Annotated in this window: 19 protein-coding genes, 1 tRNA gene and 3 pseudogenes; 17 read left to right on the top strand and 6 right to left on the bottom strand. The window is 36.6% G+C overall.

Features of this window, described 5'->3' with window-relative positions; all coding sequences use genetic code 11:
- The first annotated feature begins 25 nt into the window (after positions 1 to 25).
- From cmk to H4J73_RS06250, 7 genes are all read left to right on the top strand, one after another.
- Positions 26 to 706: a (d)CMP kinase gene (gene cmk / locus H4J73_RS06280; RefSeq protein WP_182181350.1), complete on the top strand. Its 681-nt coding sequence runs from the start codon at positions 26 to 28 to the stop codon at positions 704 to 706.
- A 122-nt stretch (positions 707 to 828) separates the two neighbouring features.
- The gene (gene rpsA, locus H4J73_RS06275) at positions 829 to 2,490 is read left to right on the top strand and encodes a 30S ribosomal protein S1 (RefSeq protein ID WP_182181349.1); all 1,662 of its coding nucleotides are present in this window, start codon (positions 829 to 831) and stop codon (positions 2,488 to 2,490) included.
- A gap of 84 nt (positions 2,491 to 2,574) precedes the next feature.
- On the top strand, positions 2,575 to 2,880 hold the full coding sequence (gene ihfB / locus H4J73_RS06270) for an integration host factor subunit beta (protein WP_310649663.1): 306 nt from the start codon (positions 2,575 to 2,577) through the stop codon (positions 2,878 to 2,880).
- A gap of 80 nt (positions 2,881 to 2,960) precedes the next feature.
- Complete coding sequence (locus tag H4J73_RS06265; protein WP_182181347.1) at positions 2,961 to 3,203, top strand: lipopolysaccharide assembly protein LapA domain-containing protein; 243 nt, start codon at positions 2,961 to 2,963, stop codon at positions 3,201 to 3,203.
- 6 nt (positions 3,204 to 3,209) lie between these two features.
- Positions 3,210 to 4,379 carry a lipopolysaccharide assembly protein LapB gene (gene lapB, locus H4J73_RS06260; protein WP_182181346.1) on the top strand — a complete coding sequence of 390 codons (1,170 nt, stop codon included), beginning with the start codon at positions 3,210 to 3,212 and terminating at the stop codon, positions 4,377 to 4,379.
- A gap of 143 nt (positions 4,380 to 4,522) precedes the next feature.
- The gene (gene pyrF, locus H4J73_RS06255) at positions 4,523 to 5,224 is read left to right on the top strand and encodes an orotidine-5'-phosphate decarboxylase (RefSeq protein WP_182223804.1); all 702 of its coding nucleotides are present in this window, start codon (positions 4,523 to 4,525) and stop codon (positions 5,222 to 5,224) included.
- A gap of 128 nt (positions 5,225 to 5,352) precedes the next feature.
- The gene (locus tag H4J73_RS06250) at positions 5,353 to 5,658 is read left to right on the top strand and encodes a helix-hairpin-helix domain-containing protein (protein ID WP_182181344.1); all 306 of its coding nucleotides are present in this window, start codon (positions 5,353 to 5,355) and stop codon (positions 5,656 to 5,658) included.
- Positions 5,659 to 5,746: 88 nt separating this feature from the next.
- On the opposite strand, the gene H4J73_RS06245 is transcribed toward H4J73_RS06250, so the two are convergent.
- Complete coding sequence (locus H4J73_RS06245; protein ID WP_182181343.1) at positions 5,747 to 6,097, bottom strand: rhodanese-like domain-containing protein; 351 nt, start codon at positions 6,095 to 6,097, stop codon at positions 5,747 to 5,749.
- Positions 6,098 to 6,280: 183 nt separating this feature from the next.
- Complete coding sequence (gene yhbY, locus H4J73_RS06240; protein WP_182181342.1) at positions 6,281 to 6,577, bottom strand: ribosome assembly RNA-binding protein YhbY; 297 nt, start codon at positions 6,575 to 6,577, stop codon at positions 6,281 to 6,283.
- 117 nt (positions 6,578 to 6,694) lie between these two features.
- Here yhbY and rlmE point away from each other — a divergent pair, with 117 nt between their 5' ends.
- From rlmE to H4J73_RS20935, 9 genes and pseudogenes are all read left to right on the top strand, one after another.
- Positions 6,695 to 7,321 carry a 23S rRNA (uridine(2552)-2'-O)-methyltransferase RlmE gene (gene rlmE, locus H4J73_RS06235; protein ID WP_182181341.1) on the top strand — a complete coding sequence of 209 codons (627 nt, stop codon included), beginning with the start codon at positions 6,695 to 6,697 and terminating at the stop codon, positions 7,319 to 7,321.
- Positions 7,322 to 7,453: 132 nt separating this feature from the next.
- On the top strand, positions 7,454 to 9,394 hold the full coding sequence (ftsH, locus tag H4J73_RS06230; protein ID WP_182181340.1) for an ATP-dependent zinc metalloprotease FtsH: 1,941 nt from the start codon (positions 7,454 to 7,456) through the stop codon (positions 9,392 to 9,394).
- 182 nt (positions 9,395 to 9,576) lie between these two features.
- Positions 9,577 to 10,359 carry a dihydropteroate synthase gene (gene folP / locus H4J73_RS06225; RefSeq protein WP_182181448.1) on the top strand — a complete coding sequence of 261 codons (783 nt, stop codon included), beginning with the start codon at positions 9,577 to 9,579 and terminating at the stop codon, positions 10,357 to 10,359.
- Positions 10,360 to 10,401: 42 nt separating this feature from the next.
- Positions 10,402 to 11,739, top strand: coding sequence for a phosphoglucosamine mutase (glmM, locus tag H4J73_RS06220; protein ID WP_182223803.1), 1,338 nt, complete (start codon positions 10,402 to 10,404; stop codon positions 11,737 to 11,739).
- 115 nt (positions 11,740 to 11,854) lie between these two features.
- Entirely contained in the window at positions 11,855 to 12,625 is a 771-nt protein-coding gene (gene tpiA, locus H4J73_RS06215) for a triose-phosphate isomerase (protein ID WP_182181338.1), read from the top strand.
- A gap of 4 nt (positions 12,626 to 12,629) precedes the next feature.
- The gene (gene secG, locus H4J73_RS06210) at positions 12,630 to 13,025 is read left to right on the top strand and encodes a preprotein translocase subunit SecG (RefSeq protein ID WP_182181447.1); all 396 of its coding nucleotides are present in this window, start codon (positions 12,630 to 12,632) and stop codon (positions 13,023 to 13,025) included.
- A 264-nt stretch (positions 13,026 to 13,289) separates the two neighbouring features.
- Positions 13,290 to 13,374: transfer RNA gene (locus H4J73_RS06205), tRNA-Leu, on the top strand.
- 736 nt (positions 13,375 to 14,110) lie between these two features.
- A pseudogene (locus H4J73_RS20940) lies at positions 14,111 to 14,323 on the top strand (transposase); the annotation flags it as partial.
- 194 nt (positions 14,324 to 14,517) lie between these two features.
- A pseudogene (locus H4J73_RS20935) lies at positions 14,518 to 15,040 on the top strand (integrase core domain-containing protein); the annotation flags it as partial.
- Positions 15,041 to 15,274: 234 nt separating this feature from the next.
- Here H4J73_RS20935 and H4J73_RS06195 read toward each other — a convergent pair.
- Complete coding sequence (locus H4J73_RS06195) at positions 15,275 to 16,021, bottom strand: LuxR family transcriptional regulator (RefSeq protein ID WP_182223802.1); 747 nt, start codon at positions 16,019 to 16,021, stop codon at positions 15,275 to 15,277.
- Between the two features lie 275 nt (positions 16,022 to 16,296).
- Here H4J73_RS06195 and H4J73_RS06190 point away from each other — a divergent pair.
- Positions 16,297 to 16,706 (top strand): annotated as a pseudogene (locus tag H4J73_RS06190) (transposase); the annotation flags it as partial.
- A 131-nt stretch (positions 16,707 to 16,837) separates the two neighbouring features.
- Here H4J73_RS06190 and H4J73_RS06185 read toward each other — a convergent pair.
- Genes H4J73_RS06185 through H4J73_RS06175 form a run of 3 tightly spaced genes read right to left on the bottom strand, consistent with a single transcriptional unit; the run spans position 16,838 to position 21,271 of the window.
- Entirely contained in the window at positions 16,838 to 19,267 is a 2,430-nt protein-coding gene (locus H4J73_RS06185; RefSeq protein ID WP_182223801.1) for an ABC transporter permease, read from the bottom strand.
- A gap of 1 nt (position 19,268) precedes the next feature.
- A complete protein-coding gene (locus H4J73_RS06180; RefSeq protein WP_182223800.1) occupies positions 19,269 to 19,982 on the bottom strand; it encodes an ABC transporter ATP-binding protein in 714 nt (237 codons plus the stop codon).
- A 38-nt stretch (positions 19,983 to 20,020) separates the two neighbouring features.
- On the bottom strand, positions 20,021 to 21,271 hold the full coding sequence (locus H4J73_RS06175) for an efflux RND transporter periplasmic adaptor subunit (RefSeq protein WP_182223799.1): 1,251 nt from the start codon (positions 21,269 to 21,271) through the stop codon (positions 20,021 to 20,023).
- Positions 21,272 to 21,335 lie beyond the last annotated feature (64 nt).

Genomic DNA, 21,335 nt, shown 5'->3' with positions numbered 1-21,335 from the left:
AACTTGCTTTAATGTAGATAAAAATATGATAGAACAAATACCGGTAATAACTATAGATGGACCTAGTGGTGCAGGTAAGGGAACAGTTGCACGATTGGTTGCAGAGCAACTTGGCTGGCACTTACTTGACAGCGGAGCTATTTATCGCGTGCTTGCAGTAGCAACTTTGCATCATCATTTAACGCTTGATGACGAAGAGTCATTGATCCCTATTGCTGCTCATTTAGATGTGCAATTTGAAATAACCAGTAAAGGTGATGGAAAAGTAATTTTAGAAGGCGAAAATGTCAGTAACAGCATACGCACAGAAGAAGTTGGCGCTATTGCTTCAAAAATAGCCGCTTTTCCACGCGTTCGTGAAGCGCTTTTACGTCGTCAACGTGCTTTTAAAGTCTCTCCTGGGCTTGTCGCTGACGGGCGAGACATGGGCACGGTTGTATTTAGCAATGCGCCAGTCAAAGTGTTTTTAACTGCTTCTGCAGAAGAACGCGCACAACGACGATTTAATCAGTTGAAAGACAAAGGCTTTGATGTTAAAATCGGGCGCCTTCTGGATGACATACGTCAGCGTGATGAGCGTGATGAGACCCGTACGGTCGCTCCACTTATCGCAGCAGAAGGTGCGTTAATTGTTGATTCTACTGACCTTTCTATTGATGAAGTGGTTACTAAAATTTTAACATTTGCCAATGGTAAGTTAACGTAAACGAAGCTTGTTAGCTTCAAAATTAACCTATAGCCTACTGTAAGGATGCACTGGGCAACTATTTAATAACCCCATGAAACAATGATGTTGACTGGATTAATAACTGAGTTTATATGCAAGTTATGACTGAAAATTTCGCACAACTATTTGAAGAAAGTTTAAAAGAAATCGAAACACGCCCTGGTTCAATCATCAAGGGTACTATCGTAGCCATAAACAAAGACAATGTAATTGTTGATGCTGGCCTTAAATCTGAAAGTGTTATTGACATTAACCAGTTTAAAAACAACGCTGGCGAAGTTGATGTTAACGTTGGCGATGAAGTTGACGTTTCTCTTAAAGCTACAGATGACGGTTTCGGTGAAACGATTCTTTCTCGTGATGACGCAAAACGTCACGAAGCATGGCAAGTGCTTGAAAAAGCATACGAAGAAAAAGAAACTGTTATCGGTGTTATCAACGGTAAAGTTAAAGGTGGTTTCACGGTTGAAGTTAGCGATATTCGTGCTTTCTTACCGGGTTCATTAGTAGATGTTCGCCCAATTCGCGATACAACTCACCTTGAAGGCAAAGAATTAGAATTTAAAGTTATTAAGCTTGATCAAAAGCGTAATAACGTAGTTGTTTCTCGTCGTGCCGTTATCGAATCTGAAAGCAGCGTAGAACGCGATGCATTGTTAGAGTCATTAGCTGAAGGCCTAGAAGTTAAAGGTATCGTTAAGAACCTTACTGACTACGGCGCATTCGTAGACTTAGGCGGCATTGATGGTTTGCTACACATTACAGATATGGCTTGGAAGCGTGTTAAGCACCCAAGTGAAATCGTAAATGTTGGTGATGAAATACAAGTTAAAGTATTGAAATTTGACCGTGAGCGTACTCGTGTATCTCTAGGCATGAAGCAGTTAGGTGAAGATCCATGGGTAGCAATCGCTAAGCGTTACCCTGAAGGCGCTAAACTTACTGGTCGTGTAACTAACTTAACTGACTACGGTTGTTTTGTTGAAATTCAAGAAGGCGTTGAAGGTTTAGTTCACGTTTCTGAAATGGATTGGACTAACAAAAATATCCACCCATCTAAAGTTGTTAATTTAGGTGATACGGTTGAAGTGATGGTATTAGAAATTGACGAAGAACGTCGTCGTATTTCTTTAGGCCTTAAACAGTGTATCGCTAACCCTTGGGAAGAGTTTGCTAAGAACTTCAACAAAGGCGACAAAGTATCAGGTAAGATCAAGTCAATTACAGACTTTGGTATCTTCATTGGTCTTGACGGCGGTATTGATGGTCTTGTTCACTTATCTGATATCTCATGGGCTGGCGGCGAAGAAGCTGTTCGTGAATATAAGAAAGGCGATGAAATCTCAGCTGTTGTATTACAAGTTGACCCAGAGCGTGAACGTATTTCTTTAGGTGTTAAACAAACTGAAGATGATCCGTTTAATCAGTACCTTGCAGATACTAAGAAAGGTGCTATTGTTACAGGTAAGGTTATCGAAGTAGATGCTAAAGGCGCTAAAATTGAATTAGCTGAAGGCGTTGAAGGATACTTACGTGTATCTGATATTTCTAGTGAGCGTATCGAAGATGCGTCAACTGAACTATCAGTTGGTGATAGTGTTGAAACTAAGTTTATGGGTGTGGATCGTAAGAACCGTGCTATTAGCTTATCAATCAAAGCTAAAGACCAAGCAGAAGAACGTGAAGCTATGGATAACCTAAATCAAGTTGAAGAAACTGGTTTAAGTGCAATGGCTGCAGCGTTTAAAAACGCTAAGAACTAATTTAGTCACTTGAAGGTGAGAAGTTTTTGAAATATATCACTTCTCTTCGTTTAAAATCCATTGGTAAGAAAGTATTTCAAACCAGTGAACACAGGAGGTCAAATGACCAAGTCTGAACTTATTGAAAGATTAGCCGATAAATTAAGTCATTTATCAGCGAAAGATGTTGAACAATCTATTAAAGAAATCTTAGAAATGATGGCGCAAACCTTGTCAAAAGGTGAACGTATTGAAATTCGTGGTTTTGGTAGTTTTTCATTGCATTTTCGTGCTCCTCGTGTTGGACGTAACCCTAAAACTGGCGAATCTGTCGAGTTGGAAGGTAAATACGTTCCTCATTTTAAACCCGGTAAAGAGTTACGTGAAAGAGTAAACCTTTCAATCGCGTAATTGATAAATTATCAATAAAACGGCATGCTGTAATGGTATGCCGTTTTTTTTAATTTAATTTTCATCATAGGTAACTTATTGTGCGTATTTATATTACAGCGTTTTTACTTTTCATCTTATTAGTCATCACTTTTATTTTTGGCAGTCAAAATGAGCAGACGTTAACGTTGAATTATCTTATCGCCCGAACTGAATTATCAGTTGCTACAGCTGTAAGTTTATTTACCACTTTAGGCTTTTTACTTGGATTACTCTTTGCTTTATTATGGAAGTTTGTTCGAATGATAAAACCTAAAAAGTCATCTTCTAAAGAATCAGTGTAAAATTATATGTTAGAACTATTGTTCTTATTACTTCCTGTTGCAATGGGCTATGGCTGGTTCATGGGCCGTAATAGTGTTAAGCAAAATGATCATTCAGCTAAGCAAGCTTTATCGATAAAATACTCTACAGGTTTAAATTACTTATTATCAAATCAACAAGATAAAGCTATCGATTATTTACTCGAAGCGCTTAACGTTGAGGATGATACCGTTGAAGCACATTTTGCTATGGCCAATTTATTTCGCCGTCGTGGTGAGCTCGACCGTGCTTTAAAAGTGCATGAGCACTTAGTCAGACAAAAACATTTACCCGCTAAAGATAAACAACAGGCAGCTTATGAGTTAGGTAAAGATTTTTTTAGTGCCGGTTTATACGATCGCGCTGAAACCATGTTTGAAAAACTCCTTAAATCGAAACATTATGGCTTAAAATCCCTTGATTATTTAATGCGAATTTATCAATCAACGAAAGATTGGACAAAAGGTATTAGTCATAAAAAAGCGATAGTAAAAACAAAAGATAAAAAACTTCTCCATAATTTGGCTAATTTTTATTGTGAATTGGCGACAATAGCTTTAGAAGAAGATAACTTTATTGAGGTGATTGAGCTATTAGAACTGGCTTTAGCTTATGATGCTAATTCTTGTCGTGCAAATTGGTTATTAGCTCGAATTTACGAAAAGCATCAACAATATAATGAAGCCTGTCGATGCTATCAAGACATCTACCTTCAAGACAAGGAATTCTTTCCTGATGTTATTAATGAAATGCAACACTGTTATCATCAGTTAGATGCAGACGATGAATATTTTAAATTTATTAGAAAAGTTTATGATGAAACAGGTAGTTCTAGTGCATTAATTAAATACTTGAGTCATATTGAAGCTAAGTACGGTAATGAAAAAGCAAAAGAATTTATTTTATTAGCGCTAAAAAAACGTCCAACCATTAAAGGTTTTAAGCACTTTATCAAAATGCAAATGGTTAACTCTACCGAAAAAGATAATACTGAAAATTTAGATATGATTAAAGAATTAATCGCCGCCTATTTGAATTTAAAACCTCGATATAGTTGCAGAACCTGTGGCTTTAATAGCAGTAAACATTACTGGGCTTGTCCCTCATGTCATGACTGGGAACAATTAAAACCAGTGCGGGGCCTTGAAGGAGAATAATTACCGATTTCTTCGCCCAAGACTCAATAGCGTCTTCAAAAGTACTCACTGACTTTCGTCAGCTCTGTGCTTTTTCTTTGCTCTTGAACCTTAGGATTTTGAACTCAAAAATTATTAAAGAATTAAGAATTAAGAATTAAGGAATGAGTATGAATGACGCAAAAGTAGTTGTTGCCCTAGATTTTGATAATAAAGAAGATGCATTAGCATTTGTTGATAAAATTAATCCAAGCGACTGTCGGTTGAAAGTAGGCAAAGAGATGTTTACTCATTTTGGACCTGCGTTTGTTAAAGAATTAGCGGGTCGTGGCTTTGATGTCTTTTTAGATTTAAAGTTTCATGATATTCCTAACACCGTAGCAAAAGCGGTAACCGCTGCTGCAGAGATGGGGGTGTGGATGGTTAATGTTCATGCTAGCGGTGGTCTTGAAATGATGAGTAAAGCTAAACAAGCATTAGAAAAATATGGTGAAAAAGCCCCATTACTTATTGCTGTCACTGTTTTAACCAGTATGAGTAAAGAAGACTTACTCGGCTTAGGTATTACGCGAACGCCAGCCGAGCAAGTGATGCTTCTAGCAAAGTTGACAAAAGAAGCTGGCCTTGATGGTGTTGTCTGCTCAGCACAAGAAGCAAAAATTCTTAAATCAGCATTAGGTCAGGATTTTAAACTTGTCACACCAGGAATAAGACCTGTAGGTGCTGCCTCTGATGATCAAAAACGTATTATGACACCAGAGCAAGCGGTTGCTGTTGGCGTTGATTATTTAGTGATTGGTAGACCGATTACTCAAGCTGAGAATCCGCAGCAGGTTTTACAGTCTATAAACGCATCACTGGGTTAGCATAAAGTTTTTACTGTGATTAATTGACAAAACCAAGATTCGATCCTAAAACTATTAACGTCTCATTAATTAAATATTAACTTTTATTTTTCGAGGCGTAATGGAAACGACAACAAAAGGAAAGGATCATGATAAAAATTTCAAAAGTTTTGCTGACCTGCTTAATATTTATTTTTTCTTCATTAAGTGTTGCTGAAAATACGCGTAGTAACGATCTCAGTCTAAATATGAAACAAGTTGATGAGCGTATTGATATCAACCATGCAGATATTGAAACCTTATCTTTATTGAAGGGTATAGGTGTCAAAAAAGCTGAAGCAATCATCAAGTACCGAGATGAAAATGGAAAATTTATGTCAGTAGAAGACTTGTTAAATGTCAGTGGTATTGGCGAACAAATCTTAGTGTTAAATAAAGCAAAACTGACAATATAATTACCTTTAATAAAGGGCAAAAGGCGAGATAATTAATTTTATCTCGCCTTTTTATTTTGGGTAATGCAATATCGTTAGTTTTGCTGAGTTAACTTTTTTTTTGTGCTGTACACACATCATTATGCGGGCAAATAATAGCCCAAACATTTTTATAACCTAAACGTGTTAATTGCTCTGCAGCAAGGCTTGCACGACCACCGGTGGCACAGTGGAGATAAATGTGCTGATTTTCGTCAGTGGTGTGGTTTGTAATACTCATCTCTAGAATACCACGTGGTACATTGATTGAATTTAGAACAGGGCTATCGGTAACTTCTTGGGGTTCACGCACATCAATGAATAAGCTGCTTTTTTGTGGTAATAAATAAGCATCTTTTGCAGTAGTCGTTTGAATACTGCGTCGGACTTCCGATATGAGTTCCGGTATCGTTTTTAACATGTAATCAACCTTAATGATTAAAATAGCCATAATTATGTATTTTTAACATCTGGCCTTGATAATCACCATATTAGGCTTCGCTAATTTAGATGTCAATAATGTAGTACCTGTAGCCAAAATTGATTAAGATAAATTTTAGACATAAAAAAAGAGCCGAAGCTCTTTGATATAAGAATGTAGCGATTAAATTTTCGGTACTCTTATTTTCTTTTCAGGTGATTGGCGATAAATAATTAACGTTTTACCAATAACTTGAACTTTAATCGATGCAGTTTCACGACAAATAGCTTCAACAATTAATGCTTTACTATCGCGATCATCAGTCGGAATTTTAATTTTGATTAATTCATGATGATTTAAAGAATAATCAATTTCGGCAACTACTGCCTCTGTTAAGCCGTTGTTACCCAATAAAACCACTGGTTTCAATGGGTGCGCAAGACCTTTTAAGTACTGTATTTGTTTTTTATTTAGGCTCATTAACAATTTTCGTTACAAGTTAGCTTGAATTAATACTATTTTACCTCCATCTACTCTGTAATACTAATAAAACGTTAAATGGTTTTGCACTATTAACAAATTAATTAAGTTATATTAATGAGTAAAAAGAAATTAAGTAATAGTAGTACCCGTTGGATGCAAGAGCATTTTGATGATGAGTACGTAAAAAAGGCTCAGAAACTTGGAGTGCGCTCTAGGGCATACTTTAAAATTGAAGAAATAAATAATAAAGATAAGTTGATCAAAAAAGGGATGAAAGTTGTCGACTTAGGTGCAGCACCCGGTGGTTGGTCTGAATATGCTGTTAAAGCAGTCGGTGACATTGGACAAATCATCGCTTGTGATATTCTTTCAATGGACCCCATTGCAGGTGTTGATTTTTTGCAAGGTGATTTTAGAGAGGAGCCAGTACTTGATGCATTATTAACACGTATTGGTGGTAAAGATATCGATGTTGTGATGTCTGATATGGCTGCAAACTTTACAGGCAATGACAGTGCTGATGCAGCAAGAAGTATGTATCTTGTTGAATTGGCATTAGATATGTGTAACCAGGTATTAAAGAAAAATGGCGTTTTTGTTGTTAAAGTCTTCCAAGGCGCAGGATTTGAGCAGTTTATACAAGATTTACGAAGTGCATTTAAGACAGTAAAAACTCGCAAGCCAGATTCATCGCGGGCACGTTCGCGAGAAGTTTATTTAGTTGCTACCGGATTTAAATAGCTCCTAGCGATAAATTATAGTAAATTACATCACATCAGCTTAAATTTTTAGGTTGGTTTCAGAACTAACCGTTTATCTGTGCTAGTTAATGGTTAAGTAAAAGTTCATTCAAAGTTACAAGAGGTCATTAAGTTGAGCGATATGGCAAAAAATCTTATTTTATGGTTGGTAATAGCGGTTGTGTTAATGTCGGTATTCCAAGGATTCACTCCAAGTACCAATACAGATCAAAAAGTTGATTATACACGTTTCATTACTGATGTTCGGCAAGGACAGATTCGTGACGCTAAAGTTGATCGTAACGGTGTTATCAAAGGTACAAAACGAAGTGGCGAAGCCTTTGTTACTGTTATTCCTGGCGGCTTCGATCGTGATTTAATTAACGACCTAGTTAAACAAGGTGTTAATGCTTCTGGTGAATTACCTGAAGAAACTAGTTTTCTGACTACTATATTTGTCTCTTGGTTTCCAATGATTTTGTTAATTGGAGTGTGGATATTCTTCATGCGTCAAATGCAAGGTGGTGGCGGCAAAGGTGCGATGTCTTTTGGAAAATCTAAAGCTAAACTATTAAGCGAAGACCAAATTAAAACTACTTTTGCTGATGTCGCAGGTTGTGACGAAGCGAAAGAAGAAGTCTCAGAGCTTGTTGATTATTTGAAAGAACCGACTAAATTTCAGAAACTCGGCGGCCGTATCCCTTCAGGTGTATTACTTGTTGGACAACCGGGTACAGGTAAAACTTTATTAGCTAAAGCTATTGCTGGTGAAGCTAAAGTACCATTTTTTACTATTTCAGGTTCTGATTTTGTTGAAATGTTTGTTGGTGTTGGCGCATCTCGTGTACGTGACATGTTTGAGCAAGCTAAAAAATCAGCACCTTGTATTATCTTTATTGATGAAATTGATGCAGTGGGTCGCCAACGTGGGGCAGGTATGGGTGGCGGTCACGATGAACGTGAACAAACACTTAACCAAATGCTGGTAGAAATGGATGGTTTTGAAGGTAATGAAGGCGTGATTGTGATTGCCGCTACTAACCGTCCTGATGTATTAGATCCTGCATTATTACGTCCTGGGCGTTTTGACCGTCAAGTTACGGTTGGTTTGCCAGATATTCGTGGTCGTGAACAAATACTTAAAGTTCATATGCGTAAAGTTCCATTAGGTGACGATGTTAAAGCATCAGTTATTGCTAGAGGCACACCGGGTATGTCAGGTGCAGATTTAGCTAATTTAGTTAATGAAGCTGCTCTATTTGCTGCACGTTCTGCTCGTCGTACGGTATCAATGGATGAGTTTGAAAAAGCGAAAGACAAAATATTAATGGGTGCTGAACGTCGTTCGATGGTTATGAGCGAAGAAGAAAAAGCCATGACAGCTTACCATGAGGCAGGGCATGCTATTGTTGGTCGTTTAGTACCAGATCATGACCCCGTTTACAAGGTCAGCATTATACCTCGTGGTCGTGCTTTAGGTGTAACGATGTATTTACCAGAGCAAGACAGGTTTAGCCACAGTAAACAGCATTTAGAAAGTAATATTTCATCACTTTACGGTGGTCGTATTGCAGAAGAAATGATTTATGGTTTTGAAAAAGTGTCTACCGGTGCATCGAACGATATCGAACGTGCTACGCAACTTGCTCGTAAAATGGTAACTCAATGGGGTTTCTCACAAAAAATGGGCCCAATGTTATTTGCTGAAGAGGAAGGTGAAGTATTCTTAGGTCGTTCATCATCTAAATCGTTAAATATGTCTGATGAAACGGCACAATCTATTGATATTGAAATTAAAGCATTTGTTGACCGTAATTATCAACGTGCAGAAAAAATATTAAATGAAAACCGTGACATTTTAGAATCAATGAAAGATGCGTTAATGCATTATGAAACAATTGATGCAAAACAAATTGATGACTTGATGGAACGCAGAGAAGTTCGTCCACCGATGGCTGAGTGGGATAATCATTCTAGCTCAAAAAAACCACCAAAAGCCGATAGTAATGCGTCTTCTGATAAAAAAGAAACCACGCCGGATCTAGACAAACCTAGTGACGCCTCTGCTGAATAACACCTACTAAATAAAGCCTCGATTAACGAGGCTTTATTTTATAAAAACTAATTTTCTTTTATTTCAGTCAGTTGTTTTTTATAAAATAAAATTTTGTACAATAAGAATAATAAAGAGCAAAAATTTTGTTGAAAAATCTACGTTGCGGTCAACACCTCCTTGATATAGAAACTCCGCAAGTTATGGGCATTCTAAATGTTACCCCAGACTCGTTTTCTGACGGTGGAAAATTCTCTCGTATCGATCTGGCATTAAATCAAGTTGAACAAATGATAGCTGATGGTGCCGCCATCATCGATATAGGTGGTGAGTCAACTCGCCCAGGGGCTAGAGATGTTACTGAAAAAGACGAGTTAAGTCGCGTTATCCCTGTATTAAAAGCCATTAATAAACGTTTCAATGTTGTTGTTTCTATCGATACGAGTAAATCATCGGTAATGGCAGAAGCAATTGCCCATGGTGCCAGTATTATCAATGATGTTCGAGCATTACAAAACGACGGTTGTCTAGATGTGTTAGCGCAAGATCAAAGTGTGGCTATTTGTTTGATGCATATGCAAGGTTTACCACGAACAATGCAGCATAACCCTCAATATGAGCATTTAATTACAGATATATCAACATTCTTTGAACAACGTATTCTAGCCTGTACACAAGCCGGCATTAGCGCTTCTAGGCTTATTTTAGACCCAGGTTTTGGATTTGGAAAGTCATTAGAACAAAATTATAGTTTATTGGCTAATATGGCTAAATTTCACGCTTTAAGTCTACCGTTATTAGCAGGTTTATCAAGAAAGTCGATGATAGGTTCCTTGCTTAATAGAGACGTTAGTGAACGCTTAGCCGGTAGCTTAGCTACAGCGATTATTGCTGCTCAGCAAGGGGCGAAAATCATTCGTGTTCACGATGTGAAAGAAACAGTAGATGCACTAAAAGTTTTGCATGCGACCCATATAAATAAATAATCATTAAACATACTAATAAAGTAAATATAAAGGACAAATAAAATGTCAGAAAGAAGATATTTTGGAACTGATGGCGTAAGAGGCCTAGTAGGGCAATATCCCATCACCGCAGAATTTGTGATGAAGTTAGGTTATGCCGCTGGTCGTGTACTTGCCGCACAGGGCACTAAAAAAGTATTAATCGGTAAAGACACCCGTATTTCTGGTTATATGCTTGAGTCTGCTTTAGAGGCTGGTTTCTCTGCTGCGGGTATTGATATTGGCTTATTGGGGCCAATGCCAACGCCTGGCATTGCTTATCTTACCAAAACCTTTCGTGCTGAAGCAGGTATTGTTATAAGTGCTTCACACAATCCATTTTACGACAACGGCATTAAATTCTTCTCACAAAATGGTGAGAAGTTACCTGATGATGTAGAACTGGCTATCGAGGCAGAGTTAGATAAAGAAATGGGCTGTGTAGAATCTGCAAAATTAGGTAAAGCAACGCGTATTGAAGATGCAGCGGGTCGTTATATTGAATTTTGTAAAAGTAACTTCCCCAGCCAATATTCATTAAAAAATTACAAGATTGTCGTCGATTGTGCTCACGGGGCAACTTATCATATTGCACCTAATGTTTTTCGTGAACTAGGTGCCCAAGTGATTGAAATTGGCACTTCTCCTAATGGTACTAATATCAATGATCACTGTGGCGCAACGTCAATGGACGCTATCAGTAAGGCTGTTGTTGAGCATCAAGCTGATTTAGGTATTGCTTTAGATGGTGATGGTGATCGTTTGATGATGGTTGACCACACAGGCTATGTACTTGATGGTGATGAGTGTGTCTACGTTATCGCTTCAAACGATTTACAAAGTGGCGTTATTAGTGGTGGTGTTGTAGGTACGCTAATGAGTAATATGGGGCTAGAAATAGCACTAGCCGATATGGGGATACCTTTTGCTCGTAGTAAAGTAGGCGACCGTTATGTTACCGAAATGCTGAACAAAAAAGGCTGGCAATTGGGCGCAGAAAACTCAGGTCACGTTATAAATTTAAAAAACACCTCGACGGGTGATGGCATTATTGCGGCGTTAAACGTATTAACGGCTGTTTGTAGTGGCGATAAAACATTGCATGAACTTCGTCAAGGTATGACAAAACTACCGCAAGTTTTAGTTAATATTAAGTTTACCGGTGATAATGACCCGCTAACTGCACAGAATGTCGTGTCTGCTGTTCATAATGTTAATGAAAAACTTTCTGGTCGTGGGCGCGTTTTATTGCGTAAATCTGGAACAGAGCCCTTGATCCGTGTGATGGTTGAAGGACCTGAATTAACTGAAGTTACCGATCTAGCGAATATCATTGCTGATGCTGTAAAAACTGCTTGTTAGCGAAAATACTACCAAGACGGTTGAATAATAAGCAAATGAACAAGATATTACGTTAAACACTTGTATCTTGTTCCTAGGTTAGTTAATATCTCGCCGCTTTAATTAGGAAAGATAAATGAAAAGACAAGCAATAGTCGCAGCAAACTGGAAAATGAACGGAAGTTTACCGCTCATAAAAGAAATGATTTCAGGATTAAATAGTGTCAAACTAGCTGAAAATGTTAATGTTGTTGTTTGTCCGTCTACGCCTTTTTTATCAGCGTTCGCATTGAATGCTAAAAATGAAAATTTACAAGCTAACATCCACTTGGGTGCACAAAATGTAAGCGAACACAAAAGCGGTGCATATACTGGTGAAGTATCAACAGATATGCTCAATGAAGTTTTTGTAAACTATGTTATTGTAGGTCACTCTGAACGTAGAAGTATCTACAAAGAGACAAGTACGCAAGTCGCTCATAAAGTTAAAGCGGTTCTTAACGCTGGTTTAACACCTATTTTATGTATCGGTGAAAGCGAGAACGAAAGAACATCTGAACAAACTGATACGGTACTGGCTTCACAATTACAGCCAGTTATTGATGTAATAGGTATCGAAAAATTTATTGATGTTGTTATTGCTTACGAGCCTGTCTGGGCTATCGGTACTGGCAAAACAGCATCACCTGAAATGGCACAAGCTACACACTTATTTATCCGCCAATTTTTAGCAAATGCTAATGAATTAATCGCGAATAAAGTGCCATTATTATACGGTGGCAGCGTAAATGCTGCTAACTGTGAAGAATTATTTGCACAAACTGATATTGACGGTGGTCTTATTGGTGGTGCTAGTTTAAAAGTCGACGAATTCAAAATAATTTGCTCGTCAGCCAAAGGATCTTAAAATGTTGTATCAATCGTTAATTATTGCTTATTTAATTGTTTCAATTTGTTTAATTGGTTTAGTGTTAATCCAACAAGGTAAAGGCGCCGATATGGGCGCATCTTTTGGTGCCGGCTCTTCAGCAACAATATTCGGTTCAAGTGGTTCAGGTAACTTCCTCACTAAAGCGACAACATGGCTAGCAATCGCATTCTTTGTTATCAGCTTAGTGTTAGGTAACTTAACAGCAAACAGAATTAAATCTACCGATGAGTGGAACAACTTAAATTCTCCTGTTGAGCAAACTATCCCAGGTGATGATTCAATACCTAGTGAAAGTATAGAGCCAAGTAGATCTGTAGAAAATACAGATGTACCTACAGCATCAAAAAAATCGAGTGACAGCGACATACCACAATAAAACTTTAAAATTAGAAATGGCCTAATTGGTAGGCACGCTAGGTTGAGATTTTTTATTCTCAAAAAGTTAATAAAGCTAATTATCCTCAATATTAGTAAGTTAACTGATAAGAAAAGATAGTATAAATTTAGTATTGCGCGGTTGTGGCGGAATTGGTAGACGCGCCAGCTTGAGGGGATTGTGCCTCTACAAGTTAAGTTAGCTAATTATCCTTAATATTAGCAAGATAACTTAGTAAAACAGGTAGTATAAATTTAGTATTGCGCGGTTGTGGCGGAATTGGTAGACGCGTTAGCTTGAGGGGCTAATGACTTAGGTCGTGGGGGTTCAAGTCCCCCCAACCGCACCACTAAAATTATACAAATAGATATTTAAAGGCTGATTCATGATGAATCAGCCTTTTTTCGTTTGCTTGCTAATTATTCCTGGGATTGTTAGTGAACTCGATTATTGTTTTCCTGACATTGACCTCATATTTGTATTGAAGTCCGGTACAATATATATCTTTAATCTGATATGCCATTCAATCCCGCGACTTCCAACCAAATAACCACCAAACCATTAAATAAATGTACTTAAGCATAAATAATGCACGGTTAGATATCAATGTTCGGGGAAGTAGCTAAGAATCGTTGTTAAGAGTGTTCTGATGGGAAGGACTTAGTTATCTTTTTGTATTATTTAAAATGCCACTTTTGAGCGCATCGTGACGTTACTGGTTGAAAAGATTAAGGTCTTCTTTAGGAACAGCAAACGGCTTTTAAGTTTATTGTACTTTCCATGACCGTGTTAATAAAGGTTATATAGTACTTAAGTGGCTTTCCTACCATCTATAATGCTCCAAAGGAATTTTTTTGTTAGGGTATTTGTCGATTAACTTATTAATCACGCAAAAAAACAACTACGAGATGGATTTTAAATGTATATTCGAAACGTCCAAATAGAAAATTACCGAGCCTTCAAAAAATTCGAAATTAAGTGAAATAGCATAGTCAATTTGGCCACCTATTTAGAGGTGTTATAATGCATCTTATCAAACGTTAAGTAATACAAATTACAAAGAAAAAAGTCCCAATTTTAGTCCTGAATTTCGGTTAGAAACAGTTCAATTAGTTGTTGATAATGGTTATACCCATGAAGATTCAGCGAAAGCGAAGGGTGCTGGTTTTTCCACCGTTAGCAAATGGGTTAAACAGTTAAAAGAAAAGCGAAAAGGTAAACAACCTAAAGCGACTCCTATTACCCCTGATCAATTGAAAATACGTGAACTTGAAAAAAGATTGAACGTATTGAATTAGAAAAGGATATTTTAAAAAGGCTATCGCTCTGTTGATGTCAGATTCCCCAAACAATTATTACTAATTGAGAAACTCAATCAGAGCAATAAAAACCATACTCTATTAGTAAGTTATACGATGTATTTGAAGTACATCACAGCAGTTATTGATATTGGGTAAGCTGGGATAATAATTTAAGCTCCTCAGAAATTAAATTAAGGGCTGATGTTAAAGGCTTTCATAGACTTAGTGGTGGCTCTGCGGGTGCTAGAAGTATTGTTGACATGGTGACTAATGAAGATTATCCATTAAGTCGTTATCGGGCAGGAAGCTTAATGAATGAGTTAGATTTAGTGAGTTAACGATGCAAGCATTAATAATGGAATATGAAAGCATAGGCAAACCCAAAGGTGTCATATTTCACTCAGGCCAAGGAGCGCATTACACCAGCCGAAAGTTTATGCACGACTGTGGCGTTATCAAATCACATAAAGCATGAGTCGCCGTGGAAATTGTTGGGATAATGCACCAATGGAGCGATATTTCAGAAGTTTGAAAACGGAATGGATACCTTTGATAGGATATAAGAATTTTAATGAGGCTAAGCAAGCGATCATTATATACATCATGGATTATTATAACCAGATGAGACCACATAGGTACAACGGCGGGTTAAGCCCAAATGACTCAGAAAGAAGATATGAGTCAAGCTACAAAACTGTGGTCAATATTACTTGACCACTTCAGACCAAAAAATCTTGAACCACTGTTACCATGGAATATTGAGCGCAGCTAGGTTCCATTCCCTATACGCTTAAGGTATACGTAAATATTTTAAGTGTTAATTTCGTTTGTTACTTGGACATATTGCACAATGATGGAATTATAAAGCTCAATAGAAAAATGACTAGATACAAAGGTAAACTCTAATAAAAGGAATAGTTCAGTAGAACACAGTAGTGATTAAATAAATTATATCTCTGGTTGAATTAAGCCGTTCTTTATGATTTTAGCAACCGCATGTTGACGATTTGAAGCGCCAAGTTTTTTAACCGAGTTATTTAAATGGAATATAATGGTTCTTTCCGTAATATTAATAATCTGAGATATTTCCCAAGACGTTTTTCCTTCACAAGCCCAAAGCATACATTGAGTTTCACGCTTAGTCAGTTTTTTTCTATTTTTAATGTGTTCTATTTTGGCTTGAATTGCTACGTATTGCTCAAATAAGTGTGTGGAAAAGGTATGGGAAAAGAGTAGAGCGTCATCTAAAATTTTTCTTCCTTCTTCATGCGAAATATCAGTTACAATGCTAAATACTGCAATTTCACCGGATACTGAACGTAAAGGAACACTTAACCCATTGATTAAACCATGCTCTCTCGCTTGTTGCATAAATACTTGAATTTCAGCGGTGTTAAATTGATCTAATGATAAAAGTTCCTCCCAAAGAATAGGTCTGTTTTTTGTCAACATGTAGGAGACAACAGGATCTATTCTTTGCTTATTAAGTTCTAAATAATAATCCAGCCAGCTTTGCGGATAATTGCTCATAATACTTATTTTGGGTGCATAAAGTGAATGTTTAGAGATAACACCTAATAAATAGAAACTTGTTTTAGTTAATTCACAAAATTTCAAACAGATAGCTTTCAACTCATCATTATTCTCAGCTTGCCCTATTTCGCTTATTAATTCATAAAAATTAGATATATTCATTGTTATTTCATGGTTATTTTATTGTTATTTTATTGTTATTTTTATAAGTTATCATAAATAAAATATATGATCTATATATATTATTATCAGAGAATAAAAGTGATGAACGCTATTTTTTGATAAGCAAATACTCATAGGTTGGATCTTAAGGAATAAAACAATACTGAGTTAAACAAAATAACGAAAGTGCTCACGATTTTAATATTAACGAAATAGGTAAGCACCGTGACAGGTGCATATTATTATGCATCGCGATCACTATAATGGTTTAATGAAACTGGAAAGATTACAAAGCGGTGACCGCTGATTTAAAGCGCATATATCAATCAGTGACAGAAGAGCACTACTTGAACTCGATAATTTCTGCTCACGTTGGGATGATAAATACCCACAAATCAGCCGTTCTTGGCGAGCACATTGGACGAACTTAAATACACTATTCAAATACCCTCAAGAAATTCGCAAAGCCATCTACACGACGAATGCAATAGAATCACTAAACAGTGTTATTCGAAAAGCGATTAAGAAACGTAAGTTATTTCCGTCTGATGATTCAGCGAGGAAAGTAGTTTATCTTGCGATAGATGCAGCATCCAAGAAATGGACGATGCCGATAAGAAACTGGAAAACGGCCTTGAATCGATTTATGATTGAATTCGAAGACCGTTTAAAGGACTTTATCTAAAACTGACAGTTACAAAAATCTGTTACAGGGTCCTAAAGTTTTCTCTCGGATATTAATTCTGCTAACTTTAAGTTAGCTTACTTACATCAATTCCACTATTTATGGAATTGATGTGATTCAGCCAAAAATGATCATTTTCGAAGCAATGCTGACGGCGTTAAGTAAGATATTTTAAACGCAGGAACAATACTGGCAATTAACGCGATTGCAAACAATACGAATATAGTGAGAACAAAACCCCCAATACTAATAACATCAACCCCGAATACAATACCTTCCATAAGTCTAGAAACATAAATGGTACAAATAATGCCTAATACGATTCCAATACTACTCATAATTAAACCTTGTTTGATGACGAGCCAAATAAGGTTTTTTGGTTCAGCACCAATGGAAGATCGAATTCCTAGCTCTACTTGTCTTTGCTGTGCAGAGTAAGCAATAATTCCGGCAATGCCTGATATTGTTAAAATAATGGCGAAGCCACCAAATATAGACAGTAAAAAGGTAATCAGACGAGGAGATGCACTATTAGATTCTAAAATAGCCTGCATAGACTTTATGCTTGTAACAGGTTGCTTTGAATCTATTTTATAGACTATTTCACGCAGTGTTTTTGCTATCGCTTTCGGTTTTCCCTGCTTTTTAATCAATAATTGAATAGTATTATTAGGCACTTGTGCATAAGGTAAGTAGACAGCATGCGGAGTAACTTTATCTAAACCATGCTGCTTTACATTGTCGACAATGCCAACAATAGTATGCCACGACTCACCATCATCTAATGATAATTTTATTTGCATTGGTTCACTATCAGCCCAGAGAGACTCAGCCATTGATCTATTGATAACCGCTACGGGAGAAGATAATGCATCATCATTTTTTGAAAACATTCTACCTTTTAATAAAGTAATGTCTAACAAATTGAAATAGTGCTGATCTACAGCTCGATAATCAACAACAGGAAGGTTGTCCTGTTCAAGCGTAGCTCTATCGTTCAGTAATAACTTAGCTTTTTTGATCCCGTTTGCACTCATTGGATAGGTGCTTGAAATAGACGAATAACTCACAAAAGGTAAATTATTTGCGTTTATTAATAATTGATTTGCAAAGCTATTGATTTGATCACCTTTAGAATATTTGGCCCAGTTTAGTTCTATTTGCATAATAGAAACATTTTTAGAGTTGAAACCTGGATCAACATTTTTAATATTATTTAAGCTTTTAAGCATTAAAATTGCTGAATACAATAAAATAAAAGAAATTATAAATTGGGTAACAATAAGACAGGCACGAATTAAATTGCTTTTGCCACTTCCACTTGCGTGATGGCCGCTTTCTTTCATGACTATTGCCAGCTTCTTTTTTGAAAGCGCAGGGAGTAACCCACTGATAATGCCGCCAATAACAGATATAGCAAAAGTAAATAACAGTACCGTTGAATCAAGCGATATGTCTGAGGCTCTTGTGGTTAATGTCGCTGAGTAGCTTATTAGTGCATCAAAACTAATTATCGCTATAAATAGACCTAAAACTCCGCCGATGAGAAATAGCAGAATACTTTCTGTTAGTAGTTGACGAATAAGACGTTCTTTTGTTGCGCCAACGGCTTCACGTACTGCGAGTTCTTTTTGTCTGACACTTTGCTGGGCCAATATAAGATTTGTGACATTAGAGCAGGAAATTAACAGAACCAGAAAGGTAATTGACATCATTATATAAAGTGAAGGTTTAATATCTTTTGTCAATACTTCTATAAGTTTGTCGGCTAGAATGATAAATCCATAATTTTCAGGATAATATGCAGGGTTAGCTTTGTGTATACGGTTTGCTATTGTTTTTAATTCTGTGCGTGCTTGATTAATTGATACATTATCCTTTACTTTACCAAAGACATGCATCATACGTTTGTTCCTATTATGGATAACATTTTCGCTTGATCGGGTCGGGCAAACAGACACTGGAATGTAAATATCATTTACTCTGGGATATTCTGGAAAAGCAGGCATAACACCTATGATGCGGTGAATTTTATCGTTCATCTCAACCGTTCGATTAATAACATTAATGTCGCTATTAAATTTTCGTTGCCAAAATTGATATGATAATATGATGATAGGCTCTGAGCCTAATTCGTCATCAGCAAGTTGGAGAGAACGACCTAATATAGGATTAATCCCCAAAAGGTTAAAGTAGTTAGCTGAAACAACACCAGCATTAATCTGCGTAGGCTCACCATTTTCGTGCATTGTGAATTTCATCGAATGATATTCAGATAGTTGCGCTAACGTCTCTGATTGATCTCGATAGTCATTTATTTCAGGTACCGAAAAAAAAATATTTTCTTTGTCAGGCGCTGCCATAATTGATTGCTTTATTACAATGAGGTCTTCACCTTTTTCAAAAGGTAAATCTTTAAGCAGTACGCCATTAACGATAGAAAATATTGCAGTGTTAGAACCTATCCCTATGGCAATAGTGAGAATGATCGTTAATGTTGACCATTTTTGAGCTAGCATGCGTCTATAAGCATAACCAATATCAATGAGTAGCTTTTCCATATTATGCGACCTCAGCCGACAATAAATTGCTCGTGTCTAAATCAACAATTTTACCATCTAGCAAGGTGAGCATTGTTTTGGTGGCATTAGCATGCTCTTTATCGTGCGTTACCATACAAATTGTAACACCTTCATCATTGAGATCTTTCAATAACTGCATTACAATCACGCCATTTTTCGAGTCTAAATTTCCTGTTGGTTCATCGGCTAATAAAACTGAAGGCTCACCCACTAATGCTCTTGCAATAGCTGCCCGTTGTTGTTGTCCGCCCGATAATTGAGATGGATTATGCTGAAGTTTTGAAGACATACCAACACGCTCAGCCCATTTTTCTACCATTTCCTTTCGAATAGATTTTTTGATCCCACGATAGGTTAAAGGTAGTTCTATATTTTCGAATACGGTTAAATCTCCAATCAGATTAAAGTCCTGGAATATAAATCCTATTTCTTGATTTCGAATTTTCGCCAATGACGATAATCCAAATTGACTAACATCAATACCATTTAACCAAAATTCTCCGTTTGAAGGGGTATCTAATAAACCAAGCATTGAAAGCAGGGTAGACTTCCCGCAACCAGATGGACCGGTAATCGAAATATAGTCACCTTTATTTATCTCAAGGTTGATATTGGATAATGCATGTGTTTCTATTCGATCAATATGAAATATTTTATCTATATTAACCAACTTCATAAGTACTGTATTTTTCATAATATCGCTTCCTGTTCAAATTTTAATGACTATTTAAGCTAGTTAATTCTCAGTTTATCAATAGCTTCCCACTCAGATATGTCAGATAAAATGATTTGATCATCGGTAGACAATCCACTGATGACTTCGATATAAGAAGCAGAAGCCCGGCCGAATTTAACTGATATTTTTTCAGCAAAATCATCTTCAGATATTTTAAAAATAGACACAGTGTTATTCGGTGATACGTTTGTGGGTTTGCTGATATAGTGAATATTTTGAATGTTACCTATTTCTATCGTGCCATCAATTCTTAAGTCAGTTCGTACCCCTTCGGGTAGAAGACCAATTAAAGTTACATCTATGTTTACGGTGCTATTTTGAACAGAGGGGTCAATGCGTGCAACCTTGCCCTGAATGATGCCATTGCGTGTATCAATCTTAACATTTTGACCAATTTTAATGTCTTTAACCTGTGATTCTTGAACTCTCAATTGTGCTTTTAAATCATTATGTTTTGCTGTTCTAGCTATTAGTGTTCCTTCAGTAACTAATTGTCCTACTTGAACCACAATATCCTGTAGTACGCCGGCCGAAGAGGTTCTTATGTTCAAGGCATTAACTAGTTCTTGAAAATGAAGTTTGATTCGTTTCAACTGTTGTAATTTTATATCTTCTACATTAATTTTTGACACGTTCAGCGCGGGTAAGCCGCTGTAAATAGCCTTCTGCAGTTTTAGTTTTATTTCTGTTTGTTCAAGTTTAATGCGGGTTTGTGCAACTAGTATTTTTGAAACAATATTTTTATTTTCGAGACTACGTTGAGCCTGATATAAAATTTGAGTTTGTTTGAAATCAGACTCAGCATCAGCTATTGCTAAATCAGTTTTTAAACGTTCAAGTTTAAGGTTTTCCTTAAGGATATTGTAATTTAAAACTCCCATCTGAAGTTTTAGCTCGGCATCTTCTAACTGTTGTTCTAGTTTTGGATTACTCAATACCATTATTACGGTGTCTTTTTCCAAAATATCACCGGGTTGCTGCAATCTTTGATCTACATGACCGGATACCAATGAGGAAATCCAATGGTTTTCAATCGGAATGAGTGTACCTGGAGCATTGACGTCAATAACGATATTGCCGTATTTAACAATACCTAAGTATATATCATCTTTTGCAATAGTCGGTAACGAAGGACCGCTAAAGAAAGTAAAATATAGGGATATGAAAAATAATAAGCCCCCTGCTACGATCCACTGATTTCGATTACTATTTGTTTTTTTTTGATTGAGCTTGTTAACAATATCCAAGTTTCAATTCCTATTTTCCATCAATAATTTATATGTGAAGGATATTACAAATGAAGGTGGAACT

Origin of the sequence: Colwellia sp. MB3u-41 (assembly GCF_014076845.1) — a bacterium.
Taxonomy (GTDB): domain Bacteria; phylum Pseudomonadota; class Gammaproteobacteria; order Enterobacterales; family Alteromonadaceae; genus Colwellia_A.
This window is presented reverse-complemented; position numbering and strand designations above follow the sequence as displayed.